The 13,751-nt window shown below is 64.1% G+C and carries 11 protein-coding genes; 5 read left to right on the forward strand and 6 right to left on the reverse strand.

Going from position 1 to position 13,751, the window contains the following annotated elements:
* Positions 1 to 48: 48 nt before the first annotated feature.
* The 4 genes from WG899_RS14490 to hemC all read right to left on the reverse strand — a co-directional run bounded on the left by WG899_RS14490 (position 49) and on the right by hemC (position 4,236).
* Positions 49 to 1,296, reverse strand: coding sequence for a heme biosynthesis HemY N-terminal domain-containing protein (locus WG899_RS14490; RefSeq protein WP_339596356.1), 1,248 nt, complete (start codon positions 1,294 to 1,296; stop codon positions 49 to 51).
* A 15-nt stretch (positions 1,297 to 1,311) separates the two neighbouring features.
* A complete protein-coding gene (locus WG899_RS14495; RefSeq protein WP_339596357.1) occupies positions 1,312 to 2,391 on the reverse strand; it encodes a uroporphyrinogen-III C-methyltransferase in 1,080 nt (359 codons plus the stop codon).
* A 125-nt stretch (positions 2,392 to 2,516) separates the two neighbouring features.
* The gene (locus WG899_RS14500) at positions 2,517 to 3,224 is read right to left on the reverse strand and encodes a uroporphyrinogen-III synthase (protein ID WP_339596358.1); all 708 of its coding nucleotides are present in this window, start codon (positions 3,222 to 3,224) and stop codon (positions 2,517 to 2,519) included.
* 82 nt (positions 3,225 to 3,306) lie between these two features.
* Entirely contained in the window at positions 3,307 to 4,236 is a 930-nt protein-coding gene (gene hemC / locus WG899_RS14505) for a hydroxymethylbilane synthase (protein WP_339596359.1), read from the reverse strand.
* A gap of 178 nt (positions 4,237 to 4,414) precedes the next feature.
* Here hemC and ppc point away from each other — a divergent pair, with 178 nt between their 5' ends.
* The 4 genes from ppc (at position 4,415) to WG899_RS14525 (ending at position 10,092) form a co-directional block, all read left to right on the forward strand.
* Positions 4,415 to 7,264, forward strand: coding sequence for a phosphoenolpyruvate carboxylase (gene ppc / locus WG899_RS14510; protein ID WP_444718855.1), 2,850 nt, complete (start codon positions 4,415 to 4,417; stop codon positions 7,262 to 7,264).
* A 160-nt stretch (positions 7,265 to 7,424) separates the two neighbouring features.
* Positions 7,425 to 7,628 carry a putative motility protein gene (locus tag WG899_RS14515; protein ID WP_339596360.1) on the forward strand — a complete coding sequence of 68 codons (204 nt, stop codon included), beginning with the start codon at positions 7,425 to 7,427 and terminating at the stop codon, positions 7,626 to 7,628.
* Between the two features lie 158 nt (positions 7,629 to 7,786).
* On the forward strand, positions 7,787 to 9,481 hold the full coding sequence (locus WG899_RS14520; RefSeq protein WP_339596361.1) for a response regulator: 1,695 nt from the start codon (positions 7,787 to 7,789) through the stop codon (positions 9,479 to 9,481).
* Positions 9,478 to 10,092, forward strand: coding sequence for a sensor histidine kinase (locus tag WG899_RS14525; protein ID WP_339596362.1), 615 nt, complete (start codon positions 9,478 to 9,480; stop codon positions 10,090 to 10,092). Before WG899_RS14520 ends, WG899_RS14525 begins: the two co-directional genes overlap by 4 nt.
* 9 nt (positions 10,093 to 10,101) lie before the next feature.
* On the opposite strand, the gene WG899_RS14530 is transcribed toward WG899_RS14525, so the two are convergent.
* Positions 10,102 to 10,935, reverse strand: coding sequence for a LytR/AlgR family response regulator transcription factor (locus tag WG899_RS14530; protein ID WP_339596363.1), 834 nt, complete (start codon positions 10,933 to 10,935; stop codon positions 10,102 to 10,104).
* A 47-nt stretch (positions 10,936 to 10,982) separates the two neighbouring features.
* Positions 10,983 to 12,113 (reverse strand): sensor histidine kinase, encoded by a 1,131-nt coding sequence (locus WG899_RS14535; protein ID WP_339596364.1) that lies wholly within the window; start codon positions 12,111 to 12,113, stop codon positions 10,983 to 10,985.
* A gap of 228 nt (positions 12,114 to 12,341) precedes the next feature.
* Between WG899_RS14535 and argH the strand changes: the two genes are divergently transcribed.
* Positions 12,342 to 13,748, forward strand: coding sequence for an argininosuccinate lyase (gene argH / locus WG899_RS14540; protein ID WP_339596365.1), 1,407 nt, complete (start codon positions 12,342 to 12,344; stop codon positions 13,746 to 13,748).
* Positions 13,749 to 13,751 lie beyond the last annotated feature (3 nt).

Genomic DNA, 13,751 nt, shown 5'->3' on the forward strand with positions numbered 1-13,751 from the left:
TATAGCACGACTTTCATTTGTGTGACAAGAATTTGCCACATATTTGAATTATTGGGCCAAGGCGGCGGCTTCATGACAGCGCGCCCGGCGTTCCTGATTGCCGTCGTGATCGGCCATCTGGGCCAACATCAGCCAACTGCGGCGGCGTGCGGTGGCCGACATCGCATGGTCATCACAAACCTGCTCCAACATCAAACGAGCCTTGCCCCACAACTGCCGCTCGGCCAGGGCATGGCCCAGGGCATAGGCCAGATATTTGTCGCGCGGGAAGCGCTGCACGGCCGACTCCAGCCTTTGCAACCATTCAGGCCCCAGACCCGCCAATACCTGCACCAAGGCCTCGGCGAGAACCATGCGCTCGTCCGCCGGCATCTCGGCCACATCATCCCAAAACGGCCGCAACCAACCCCGCCCATCATCCGGCGCCCCCAGCGCGGCAGCCCGGTGCGCCGCCCGCGCTGCAACCAAGACGTCGCGACGGTCGGCGCTATCCAGTTGCAACCAGACCGTACGCAGTTGATCAACGTCACGCGCACCGTCCAGCGCTTCAAAAGCCAGCGAACGCAACAAGCCCTGCGCCGCGGACTTGGAAAAGCCCTGGTGCTTGGCCAATAAGCGTGCGGTACGCAAGGCCTCCAACGACTGCTTGGCCAAGCGGGTCGCCTGCAGCTTCAAACGCAAAGCCTGGGTGCGACGCGCCACACCGGGACTCAGGTCGGTCAACAACTCCAGCGCCCTGCCGGCGTCGCGGTCATCCAAGGCCCACTCAGCGGCCAGCAACAAGGCCCCCTCTTCCTGCGGACGGGTCGCCACGCTGCGCCGAGACAAATCCAGCGCCAGTTGCAACTGCTCGTCACGCCGACGCCGATCCTGCAAGCGATGCGCACTGCTGGCGGCCAGCAGATGGCCCAGGGCCAGAAAGCCAGCATCTTGAGCCAGGTCCGGCGTCTGCGCATGAATGCTGAGGGCGCGCTGCGCCGCCTTTTGAGCCCGGCCATAGCGGGCTCCAAAGAACTCCGCCAGCGACTCCCGCAGCGCCAATTGCGCCGTACGTTCGCGCTGTGCCAAACGCCACTCGCGGGCACGCCGCGGCAAGCTGGTCAAGGAGTTCAGCGTTTGAATCGCAGTCACGAAGGCAAAACAACTGCCGACCAAGACCAGCAAGAACAGGTTCAAAGAAACGTCCAGGCGCCAGCCATTCCAGTAAAAACTGGCGAGCCCGTCATTGCGGCCCAAGACCAGGGCAGCCACGACAGCGACGGCGAATAACAAAACCAGCCAGATGACGGTACGCATGCTGCTGCTCCCGCCTCAGCGCCCGGCCGCCGCGGCAGTCAGCGCTGCCAAGGTGTCATCGGGTCGCGGCACATTGACCTGACGCGCTTGTCCGGCCACCTGTCGCATCAACTCGGCAGCGGCCGCCACCTTGCGCGAACGGGCATCGAAGTAACGTCCCAGCATTTCCTGCGAATCACGCAGATCGGCCTGCGCCGTATCAAACTGCCGGCTCAGCAGAGCCAGGCGGGCATTCAACAAACGCAGCTTCAAGTTCTCACGCAAGAAGAAGGACTGATCGGGCGCCAGCAAGGCCGCCTCGGGATGATCAATGCGGGTGACGCGCAGCAGGGTACGCGTCTCACCCCAAACCAAGCCCGCGCCTTCGGCCAAACTCTTCTTGGCTTGCCACAACCATTGCGCCCACTGGCCCTCGGCGGGCTCGGGCGGCTTAGCCGTCGAAGCCGCAGCAGGTTTGCGCGCGGTCGTTTTCTCATCGCGTGCGGGTGCCGCATCCTGCGCATGCGTCTCAGCGCTGGACAACAAAGGCAGTTCGTCGAGCAAACGCACCACTTCATCGAGCTTGATGGTCAGCGTCGAGATGTCCACCACACTGACCGCCTTGACCCGATCCAGGTCACGCGAGACCGCGCGGCGCACACCTTCCATGCGCGGCTGCTTGTAGCGCAGCAAACGCTCATCGGCCTGACGCAGCGTGGCGATCAAAGGCTCGGCGCTGCCGGTGATGGTGGACTGCTGCAGAGCGACCCGAATCGAAGCCTCGATATCGCCGATCACGTTTTCATCCCTGGAGCGAGACATTGACTGGATCAACTCCTCCAGTTGCCCGCGCTGCAGGGACACTTCGGCCAGACGCGCATCCAGCAATGCCACCTTAGCCGCGGTATCGCGGGTCAGGTCTTGCGACTGGCGCGCCAAGGCACGGGCTTCGCCGGCGTCGGTCTGCACGCTCGCCTGGCGCCGCACCAACTCCTGCTCAAGCGCTTGCTGGCGGCTCAGGCCTTGCCAAGCCAGCCCCAGCCCAGCCAAGGAGGTCAGCGACAGCAGAACCAGACCGGCAGGCACCCATGTCGGCACACGCGCGAAGGTGGCCACAACAGGCGACGCTGGAGGGGGCATCGCGGTCGATGCGGTTGGGGACGCGACAGATTCGTTCACCTGGCCGGCCGTTTCATTGGGGTTTTGATGGGTATCGCTCACGGTGAAAACGATTGTAGGGGTCACCCCCGCATCGCACCGAAGGCTTCGGCCACCGAGGCCGCTTCGGGTCGCGCCAAAACCACATGACCGAAACCCAAGGCTCGGGCGCGCGCCGCAATGCGCGCGTGTGTGGCAATGCACAGCCCCGCGCTCCAGTCGGTCGCGGCTGGCGCCAAGCCCTGCAAATAGCCGATCGCCTCGGCGCTGCTGAAGAGCCAAACATGGCGCGACGGTGCACCCAAGATCTCGTCCAGCAGGTCTTGCCCATCGGCATTCAAACAGGGGCTGCGGCGCTGGTAAACATTGAACCCGCGCGTCTCGGCCCCTTCTTCTTGCAGGCGCTCGGACAACCATTCACGGCCGCCGTCCCCGCGCAGCATCAGACAAAGCTTCCCCGCCCAAGGGCCGCGGGCTTGCAACTGCGGCCACAAATGTTCCGAATCAAGGCTGGCCGCATCCGCTGCCGGCTGCACGATCAGCTCGGCCGGCACCCCCTCGGCCAACAAGGCCTGGGCGCTACCCGGCCCGACACAGGCTGCCAGCGTTTGCGAAGGCCAGATTTGCCCCACCGGCCTGCGAGCAAAGAACTGCATGACCGCATTCGGACTGACGAACATCGCCAAACCCGCCGAGGGCAAAAGCTGCCAGGCCGCATCGGCTGCCGCACCGTCGGTCGGCACGATGTCGATCAAGGGCAGGCTGACGGCTGACACGCCACAGTCGGTCATGCGCCGCAGCCATTCATCCGCCTGCTGCCGGGGCCGCGTCAGGACAAGCCTAGCGTTAGGCAGCTCAGCCACCGCGCCCTCTTCAGACCTGGGGCAAATAGCTGTGGGCACCCAAATCGCGCAAGGCCTGGGCGGCACGCTCGCCAAAGGCCAGCGCTTCGGCCACCGTCTTCGGTTCCGCGCGCAGCGAGGCCTTCAGCAGAGGCCGCTCGGTCTGCTCGGCGTCACCCAAGGCCACATCAATTTGCAAACTGCTGCCCTGCCAATGCGCATGCGCCGCCAGCGGCATGCTGCAACTGCCGCCAAGGCTGCGCGATACCGCCCGTTCGGCCTGCGTCGCCAGCCAGGTGGGATGGTGAATCAGCCCAGCCAGTTGCTGCTTCAAGGCTTGCGCATCGGCGCGCACCTCCAGGCCGAGTGCGCCTTGTCCGGCGCAAGGGATCATGTCCTGAGTATCGAAACGACTGCGGATACGTTCCGCCAGACCCAACCGCATCAAACCCGCAGCAGCCAGCACGATGGCGTCATAGCCGCCTTCGTCGAGTTTGCGCAAACGGGTGTCCAAATTGCCGCGCAAGGGTTCAATACGCAGATCGGGCCGCATGGCCTTGAGCTGCACGACGCGACGCAAGCTGGAAGTCCCCACCACCGCGCCCTGGGGCAACTCGCCGATATGGGCGTATTGATTGGAAACGAAAGCATCGCGCGGATCTTCGCGCTCCAGGATGGCCACCAACTCGAAGCCCTCGGGCAGCTCCATCGGCACATCCTTCAACGAATGCACAGCCAACTGGGCAGCACCCTCTTCCAGCGCGGTTTCCAGCTCCTTGACGAACAGACCCTTGCCGCCCACCTTGGAGAGGCTACGGTCGAGGATTTGATCGCCGCGGGTGGTCATGCCCAAGAGGCCGACCGTCAAGCCCAGATCCTGCTCCAGCAGGGCCTTCACGTATTCGGCCTGCCACAGCGCCAGACGGCTTTCGCGCGTCGCAATGGTAATGGTTTCACTCATGGCCCGAATGCTAGCAGGCAGCCGCGAGGCGAACCCAAAACAGGCCTCTCGCCTGCGCTGCGCATGCTTTAGACAGGCCTCACCTCAACGCCACTTGAGGGCTTGCTGAAGAAACTGTTAAAGTCAGAAGCATGTAACTTGGTTACATCTTGGTTTCACCCTTTTGACGAGCCCCGCCATGCCTCCCAAGCCCCCAGCGTCCGCAAAGAGAGTCTCTGCCAAAACCGCCGCGCCCAAATTGGCAGGCACCGACAAGAACCAGCCACTGATGGATGACATCCGCCTGCTGGGCCGCATTCTGGGCGAGGTGATACGCGAACAGGAGGGGCGAGAGGTCTACGAGTTGGTCGAGCGCATCCGCAAGTTGTCGGTGGCCTACCGCCACAAGGCCGATGCCCAGGCGGGCAAGAGTTTCGACAAACTGCTCAAGAGCCTGAGCGGCGAACAAGCAGTCAGCGTGATCCGCGCGTTCAGCTATTTTTCGCACCTGGCCAATATTGCCGAGGATCGCCACCATGTGCGCCGCCGTGAGATTCACGAGCGTGCCGGCAGCCAACAAGCCGGCTCGCTCGGCTATGCGCTGGAGCGCCTGCACGAAGCCGGCGTGCGCCCAGCCGAAATTGCCAAGACCTTGCACCACGGTTTCATCTCGCCGGTGCTGACCGCGCACCCGACCGAGGTACAGCGCAAGAGCATCTTGGACGCCGAGCGCGCCGTGGCTCAACTGGTGGAGCAACGCGACAACTTGCACACCGAGCGTGAACGCCGCGACAACGAGGCGCTGATCCGCGCCCGCGTGACCCAGCTCTGGCAGACCCGCATGCTGCGTTACAGCAAGCTGACCGTGGCCGATGAGATCGAGAACGCGCTGTCCTATTACCAGTCGACCTTTTTGCGCCAGATCCCCAAGCTCTATGCCGAACTGGAAGAGGCCCTGCCCGGGCATGATTTCAACAGCTTCCTGCGCATGGGCCACTGGATCGGGGGCGACCGTGACGGCAACCCCAATGTCACCGCCGCGACCTTGCGTTATGCCCTGTCGCACCAGAGCGAAGTGGCACTGCGGCATTACCTGACCGAGATTCACGAGCTGGGTGCCGAGCTGTCCATTTCTGCCCGCCTGGCGCAGGTAACGCCCGAGATGCAAGCCCTGGCTGAACGCAGCCCGGATCGCAACGAGCACCGCATGGACGAGCCTTACCGGCGCGCCCTAACCGGCATGTACGCCCGCGCTGCGGCCACCCTGCAGCAACTGACCGGCACCGAGGCGCTGCGTCATGCGGTGGCGCCGCAGCAGCCCTATGGCAGCCCGGACGAGTTGCTGGCCGATCTGCGCGTGATTGAAGCTTCCTTGCGCAGCCACCATGCCGACGCCTTGATCGCACCGCGCCTGAAGCCGCTGATGCGCGCCATTCGCGTCTTCGGCTTCCACCTAGCCACGCTGGACCTGCGCCAGAGTTCCGACCAGCACGAGGCCGTGGTGGCCGAGTTGCTGCAGACCGCCCGCATCGAAGCCGACTATTCCGGCCTGGATGAAGCCGCTCGGCGCGAACTGCTGCTGCGCCTGCTCAACGACGCCCGCCCGCTGCGCGTGCATGGCGCTCAGTACAGCGAGCGCAGCCTGACCGAACTGGCGATTTTTGAAGCCGCGCGCGAGTCGCTGCAGCGCTTTGGCCGTGAGTCGCTGCGCCACTACATCATCTCGCACACCGAGTCGGTCAGCGACTTGCTGGAAGTGTTGCTGCTGCTGAAGGAAGTGGGCCTGCTGCGCGGCACGCTGGACGGCCAAGCCGAACGCAGCGCCGTCAGCGATCTGATCGTCTCGCCGCTGTTCGAGACCATCGGTGACCTGCGCGAAGCGCCGCTCATCATGCAGGAGTTCTACGCCCTGCCCGGCATGGCCGCCATGCTGGTGCGCAGCGGAGCCGAGCAAGACATCATGCTGGGCTACTCCGACTCCAACAAGGACGGCGGCGTATTCACCAGCAGTTGGGAGCTTTATCGCGCCGAAATCGCTTTGGTGGACATGTTCGACGCCTTGAGCGACGAGCACGGCATCACGCTGCGCCTGTTCCATGGCCGCGGCGGTACCGTTGGACGCGGCGGCGGCCCCAGCTACCAAGCCATTCTGGCCCAACCCCCCGGCACGGTGAATGGGCAGATCCGCCTGACCGAACAGGGCGAGGTGATCGCCTCCAAATATGCGAACCCCGAAATTGGTCGGCGCAATCTGGAAACCCTGGTGGCCGCGACCCTGGAAGCCACCCTGCTGCACCCCACCAAGAACGCACCCAAGAGCTTCCTGGAGGCCGCGCAGACCCTGTCGGATGCGAGCTTCAAGGCCTACCGTGGCCTGGTCTATGACACCGCCGGATTTGCCGATTACTTCTTCGCCGCCACGCCGATCCGCGAAATTGCCGAACTGAACATCGGCTCTCGCCCGGCTTCCCGCAAGGCGACCCGCGCCATCGAAGACCTGCGGGCCATCCCCTGGGGCTTCAGCTGGGGCCAAAGCCGTGTGGCCCTGCCCGGCTGGTGTGGTTTCGGCTCGGCAGTGATGGGTTTCCTGGGTGCCGAGGGCAGCGATCAGTACAAGCAAAACCTGGCCCTGCTCAAGCGTATGCTCAAGCAATGGCCGTTCTTCCGCACGCTCTTGTCCAATCTGGACATGGTGCTGGCCAAGACCGATCTGGGCATCGCCGAGCGCTATGTGGAGTTGGTCGAAAACAAGCGCCTGGGCAAGAAGATCTTTGCCGCGGTGCAAGAGGAATTCAGCCGCACCCAACAGGCGCTGAACCTGATCACCGGTGAAGCGCAGCGCTTGGCCGGCAACCCGGCGCTGGCCCGCTCAATCGAGCACCGCTTCCCCTATATCGACCCACTGAACCACCTGCAGGTCGAACTGATGCGCCGCTACCGGGCGATTCCTGTCGACAAGCGGGCCGAAGACCCCGCCTTGGAACGCGTCCAGCGCGGCATTCATTTGTCGATCAACGGCATCGCCGCCGGCTTGCGCAACACCGGTTGAGCGCGTTGCCGGCATGCTGGCAGGCACGCAGCAGTGCTAAGAGCGATCAGAGCGACTTTCGAAAGAGGGTCGCTCTTTTTTTGATCTGTGGGTTTTCGACTCAAGCCACAGGCGGAATTGCCGATAGCCCAAGAGTCAGCATGCCCGACGGAGCCGCATCATGGATCTTTCCAACACCGCCCTGGTCAACAACGCCGGCTCCGCCAAATCGGGCTCGGTGCAGGCGGAGGCACAGTTCACGGTGTTGAAAAAGGCTCTTCATCTGCAGGAGCAGGGGGTGATGGACTTGCTCAACGCGGTGCCGCCTTCGCCCCCCTTGGCCAGCAGCGGCCCCTTGGGGACACGCCTCAACACCTACGCCTGAACCCACCGATTCGAATTCACCGGCTGTTTTTGCGCTGCGCCGCACCGGCACAGCGGCACCTCCGGTAAGCTCAAGCCTGCAAGCAACAACAGTTGACTCGACTTGCCTTGGGACACTTGCCCAAGACGGGGCGAATTGATCAGCGATAAGGGCAGGACATGCACGTCGAGACTCCGTATTCCCGCATCGAAGCGCTGGTGGTGGACGATATGGCCACCCAGCAAACCACCTTGCGTGGTCAGTTGGGCATGTTGGGCATTGGCAAGATCGACGCCGCCGGCTCCGCCGAAGACGCCCTGCGCATGATTCGCGCCAAGCCCTATGGCCTGATCCTGTGTGACTACAACCTGAACCATCGCACCGATGGCCAGCAACTGTTCGAGTTGCTGCGTGAACAGCAGGTGCTGACGCCCGATTGCCTGTTCTTCATGATCACCGCCGAGAGCAACTACAACTCGGTAGCCGCTGCCAGCGAGCATATGCCGGACGCCTATCTGCTCAAGCCAATCACGGCCGGCGACATTGAAGACCGACTGAAGAACCAACTCGACAAGCGCCAAGCCCTGCTCGAGATCAACCGCCAGCTGAACAAGAAAGACCTGGCCGCTGCCTTGGCCGCCTGTGACACCTTGTTGGCCAAAAAAGACCGCTGGTTCATGCATGCGCTGCAGATCAAGGGTCAGGTCTTGCTCGACCTGGGTTGCCCAGATGACGCCAAAAAGGTCTACCAAGACGCGCTCAGCCTGCGCGACGGCCTGATGTGGGCGCAGATTGGCATGGCTCGCGCCGCCAAGGCCAGCGGCAAGTTCGAAGAATCGAAACGGCTGGCGGAAGAAATTTTGGAAAGCCGCGACGGCGCCAAATGCCTGGCGGCGTTTGATCTGCTGGCCGGCTCGCTGGAAGCGCTCGGGGACGCAGCCGGCGCACTCAGCGCCCTCAAACAAGCTGCGCAGGTGGTGCCCTCGGCCAAACGCCTGCGTGTGCTGTCCGAAAGCGCTTACCGGAATGACGATTTGGCCACTGCCAAGTCCTGTTTAACCAAGGCCTTGAAGTCCAGCCAAGGCGCCATGACCGCCAACCCGCAAGATCTGCTGACGCTGGCGCAAACCCAGATCGACATCGGCGAGGCCAAGGAAGCGCTTGAAACCTTGCACGAAAACGCCTTGCGTGGTCTGCACAAGCCCGAATTCGATATGGTGGTGCAGGCCCTGCGTGCCCAGGCCCACGCGCTCTTGGGCGAGACCGACAAGGCCCAGAAGGAAGCCGCCCAAGCCCTGGCGGGCCTGCGCCATGGCAAGGCCGACTTTGCCACCGTGGCGGTGGCGCGCGCAGCGCTGCAGACCGGCCAGGTCGACGCGGGCCTGGCGCTGCTGCGCCAATCGGTCAGCGCCGACCATGAAAACACCCGCATGCAGCAGCTGATCTGCAAGGCCCTGACCGACACCGGCCACGCCGAGCAGATTGAAGTGATGGTGCACGCCGCCACGCAGGGTCTGAAAACCCGGCTGCATGAGGCCAAACGGCTGCTGCGCAATGGCCAGTTGGATGATGCGCTGCAGGCGATTGAAGCTGAATTGGCCGAATACCCGGATAACACCACCGTGCTGTTGGAATGCGCGCAGATGAATTGCATGTCGCTGCGCTTGAAAAAGGCGCTCGACGACAAGCGCGTCAACCAGGTGCGAGACTACCTGGCTCGGTTGGAAAAACTGCTGCCGGCCAATGACCGCGTCGCGCAGATGCGCCGCTACCTGCGCGAGACGCTGGCCGCCCTGCAGGGCAATGCTGCCTTTGACATCAGCGCGGCACGCGGCGCCACGAGCAACTCCACGCTGGGCAAGCTGAGCCCATGAACAGGGAGTTGTTGGCCCTCTTTGTCCATGACGTCAAGAACCAGCTTGGCGTGCTGGAAGCCGAGCTGAGCCTGCTGCAGGCCGAGCCCGACCGACCGCGCGCCCACCGCGCCCACCAGCACTGCGCCCAGCTGCGCCAGCGCCTGATCGCCTACTTGACCCTGTATGGCTCGGCCGACAAGCAGATGTACGCCCAGTGCGCCGACGAGTCACCGCAAGAGTTTCTGCAAAAACTGCTGCGGGTTGACAGCCGTCCGGACGGCGCGCCGCTGCGCATCGCCCCCGATAGCGCCGCTCCGCCATTCTGGTATTTCGACGCGAGGCTGGTGTTACTGGCCATGGAGGCGGCCCTGCACAACGCCTGGCGCTTCGCGCGCGGTGACGTTTGCCTGAACGCTGCCCAGGTAGACGGTTACCTGGTGATGTCGGTCGAAGACGATGGGCTGGGACTGGGTGCCACAGACCCCTCCAGCCGCTCCTCCACCGGCTTGGGGATGGAGTTGTGTGCCGCGGTGGCGCGGGCCCATCACAACGGCGAACGGCAAGGCCGCGTCACGTTGGCAGCACGGCCACAAGGCCAGGGCACCCGTTTCGAAATTTGGCTGCCCTGAGCGCAGAGCTCAGTCGCCCTGCGCCGCCAAGGCTTCGCGCACCGCCGCCACTTGGCGCCGGGACACCGCCAGCCAAACATTGACGCCGGCAATGCGCACGGCCCAGCCTTCGCTCGCATCCGCGCCGGCCAACTCATCATCGCCACCGGCGCTGGCCGCATGGCGCTGCAACTCGCGCACGGCGGACTTGGCGACCAAGGCATTGCGGTGCACGCGCAAAAAACGGTCCCCCAGGCGCGGTTCCAGTTCGGACAAGCTGCCGTCCATCACCAAGCTTTGGCTTGCGGTGCGTAGGGTCAGGTACTTGAGCTCGGCCTTGAAGTACAGCACCTCGGCCAGCGGCACGCGCACCAACCGCCCCCGGTCGCTGACATTGATGAAGGCCGCATCATCGGCCTCCTCGCTGCCGGCCTGGGCTGTTTGCTGCGAATGCGCAGCCGTACGCTCGGCCAAGCGCTGCGCCACCCGTTGCAGGGCGGCTTGCAGGCGCTCGCGACGCACCGGCTTGGTCAGGTAATCGATCGCTTCCAGGTCAAAAGCGCGCAGCGCATGTTCGGCATGGGCGGTCACAAAGACCACAGCCGGTACGCGCCCACCCTGCTCGGCTTGTAGTCGCAAGGTTTCGGCCAATTGCAGGCCGTCCGGGCCGGGCATTTGCACGTCCAGCAAGATCAGATCGCAGGCATGCTCATGAAGCCAAGTCAGGGCCTGCGAAGCCGAGGCCGCCTCAGCCTCCACCACCGCGCGCGGGTCGACGCAGGCCTCCAGCAAGCTGCGCAGACGCAAGCGCGCCAAGGGCTCGTCATCCACCAACAGTACTTTGAGTGCAGACGCAAGCGTCATGTCTTCCGGTCTCCTGAAATCAAGGCCTTCGCAAGCATCGCGGCCATTCAACGGGGCAACACAATGCGCGCAGAAAAGCGCCCCGGCTCACGGCTCAGTTCAAATCGTGCCGCCACATCATGCATCAGGCGCAGCCGCTGACGCACATTGCGCAGGGCCAGACCGTGCCCCGAGGTGCGCGCCGGCAAGCCGATGCTGTTGACGACCAAAATTTCAACCTCGCTGCCCTGACGCCGGGTGCTGATGACCAGGTCGCCACCGCCATCGTTGGGCTCCACACCGTGACGCACCGCATTCTCCACCAGCGGCTGCAGCAACAAGGGCGGCACGCGGGCCGCACCGGCCGCCGGGTCGAGCTGCCAGCGGATGCGCAAGCGCTCGCCAAAGCGGATCTGCTCAATATCGAGGTAACGCCGCGCCAGCTCGATTTCTTCATCGAGGCTGACCACCGCGCTTGAATCAGCCAGAGCCACCCGGAACAGCTCGCTCAAATCCTCCAGCAGGCCTTCGGCCTTTTGCGGATCCAGGCGCACCAGCGCTATCGCGCTATTGAGGGTGTTGAACAAAAAGTGCGGCCGGATGCGTGCCTGCAACTCCACCAGTTGCGCCATCGCATCAGCGGGCCGCTGCAGGCGCTCGCGCTGCTTCAGCCAAGCCAATAACAGTCCTGCCGTGACGGCCCCGGCCAGCGCCAGGCTGAACAGGCGGAAAGCGCCACTGGGCTCCTCGTTGGCCAAGTTCAGCAACTGCCAGCCCAGCGAGGCACACACCGAACCCAAGCCCATCAGCAACAGCCACTGCCAGGGCTCGGCCAGCCGTCCCAGGGGCCGCTTGGCGGCACAAACCAAGAGCAGCCACAAGAGCACGGCCGAGATGGTGACCACCGTGCCGACCGCCAGAGCCTGCATCCACTGCGTCAGATCGCGCGCCGCCAGCGCCAGCCCCAAAGCCAACAAGCCCTGAACGCCCAAGACCGCCCGCAGCACCAGGCCGACATGGCAGATGTCAAAGACGCGCTCCGGATCAAACAGCGGCTGAAGCGCCCCCTGCGCCCCCCCTTCACCGACGCCGCTTCTGGGCCCGAACAGGCTGTTCTCTCCCACACTGGCCGGCCAGCCCGTGTCTTGCGGCTGCGTGTGGCGCGTTTGCTTCGGTGTCGGGTTGTTTGATGCTGCCATGCCTGCCTTGGACTTGAGCCTGGGATCGCGGCCGCAAGAGCGGCCCGGGTCGATAGAATCGCCCTGCGCCGAATTGTCAGCCATTGGCCGCACCTGTCGGGAGGCAAAACCTCCGGTTGGGCGCCCATCGCTCGCCGGTCATCAACCGATCGACAGCCACTCTGCCGCCCAATATCGCCAATCCACAGTCCCTGCGCCCTCCGCCTTCATCGCCCTAAGCCCGCCGCCATGTCCTCGATCTCGAACAATCCCCTCGCCAACAAAGCCCAAGCCTGGTCCGCGCTCTTCTCCGAGCCGATGAGTGATCTGGTCAAGCGCTACACCTCCAGCGTGTTCTTCGATCAGCGTATGTGGGCGGCCGACATTCAGGGCAGCCTGGCCCATGCCGAGATGCTGCATGCACAGGGCATCTTGAGTGCGGAGGACCATGCGTCGATTCAGCGCGGCATGGCCCAGATCAAGACCGAGATCGAGGCCGGGCAGTTTGAGTGGAAGCTCGATCTGGAGGATGTGCACCTGAATATCGAGGCCCGCCTGACCGAATTGGTCGGCCTGGCAGGCAAGCGCCTGCACACCGGCCGCAGCCGCAATGACCAGGTGGCCACCGATGTGCGCCTGTGGCTGCGCGGCGAGATCGACGAATTGAGCACGCTGCTGAGCGCGCTGCAACTGGCCCTGATCGATGTGGCCGAGAAGAACGCCGAGGTCATCTTGCCCGGTTTCACACATTTGCAAGTAGCGCAGCCGGTGGCCTTTGGTCACCACCTCTTGGCCTATGTCGAAATGTTCGCTCGCGATGCCGAGCGCATGGCCGATGTGCGTCGCCGCGTCAACCGCCTGCCGCTGGGCGCGGCCGCCTTGGCCGGCACCAGCTACCCGCTGGACCGCGAGCGTGTGGCCAAGACCTTGGGCATGGAAGCGGTCTGCCAGAACAGCCTGGACGCCGTCAGCGACCGTGACTTCGCGATCGAGTTCAGTGCCGCCGCATCGCTGGTGATGGTGCACATCTCGCGCCTGAGCGAAGAATTGATTCTGTGGATGAGCCAGAGCTTTGGCTTCATCGACCTGGCCGACCGCTTCTGCACCGGCTCCTCCATCATGCCGCAGAAGAAAAACCCCGACGTGCCGGAACTGGCGCGTGGCAAGACCGGCCGGGTGGTCGGCCATCTGATGGGCTTGATCACCCTGATGAAGGGCCAGCCGCTGGCCTATAACAAGGACAACCAGGAAGACAAGGAGCCGCTGTTCGACACGGTCGACACGCTCAAGGACACGCTGCGCATCTTTGCCGAGATGATGGGCGGCCTGAGCGTCAAGCCCGAGGCGATGGAGCGCGCTGCGCTGAAGGGTTATGCCACCGCGACCGACCTGGCCGACTATCTGGTCAAAAAGGGCCTGGCCTTCCGCGATGCGCACGAAATCGTGGCCCACGCGGTCAAGACCGCCATCGGCACCGGGCTGGACCTGTCCGCCCTGCCCCTGGCCGAGCTGCAAAAATTTGATGCCCGCATTGGCGAGGATGTGTTCGAGGTGCTGTCGCTGCGCGGCTCACTGAATGCCCGCAACATCCTGGGCGGCACCGCGCCGGCCCAAGTCCGGGCGCAGGTGGCACGCCACCGCGCCCGCCTGGGCTGAACA

It is taken from the genome of Paucibacter hankyongi (genome assembly GCF_037482915.1).
GTDB classification, from domain to species: domain Bacteria; phylum Pseudomonadota; class Gammaproteobacteria; order Burkholderiales; family Burkholderiaceae_C; genus Paucibacter_A; species Paucibacter_A hankyongi.

Bases quoted from the DNA above. Each gene is read 5' to 3' on its own strand.
- WG899_RS14530 (WP_339596363.1), bottom strand. From the start codon at position 10,935: ATGACGCTTGCGTCTGCACTCAAAGTACTGTTGGTGGATGACGAGCCC.
- WG899_RS14500 (WP_339596358.1), bottom strand. From the start codon at position 3,224: ATGACCGACTGTGGCGTGTCAGCCGTCAGCCTGCCCTTGATCGACATC.
- WG899_RS14520 (WP_339596361.1), top strand. From the start codon at position 7,787: ATGCACGTCGAGACTCCGTATTCCCGCATCGAAGCGCTGGTGGTGGAC.
- WG899_RS14515 (WP_339596360.1), top strand. From the start codon at position 7,425: ATGGATCTTTCCAACACCGCCCTGGTCAACAACGCCGGCTCCGCCAAA.
- ppc (WP_444718855.1), top strand. From the start codon at position 4,415: ATGCCTCCCAAGCCCCCAGCGTCCGCAAAGAGAGTCTCTGCCAAAACC.
- argH (WP_339596365.1), top strand. From the start codon at position 12,342: ATGTCCTCGATCTCGAACAATCCCCTCGCCAACAAAGCCCAAGCCTGG.
- WG899_RS14535 (WP_339596364.1), bottom strand. From the start codon at position 12,113: ATGGCAGCATCAAACAACCCGACACCGAAGCAAACGCGCCACACGCAG.
- WG899_RS14490 (WP_339596356.1), bottom strand. From the start codon at position 1,296: ATGCGTACCGTCATCTGGCTGGTTTTGTTATTCGCCGTCGCTGTCGTG.
- hemC (WP_339596359.1), bottom strand. From the start codon at position 4,236: ATGAGTGAAACCATTACCATTGCGACGCGCGAAAGCCGTCTGGCGCTG.
- WG899_RS14525 (WP_339596362.1), top strand. From the start codon at position 9,478: ATGAACAGGGAGTTGTTGGCCCTCTTTGTCCATGACGTCAAGAACCAG.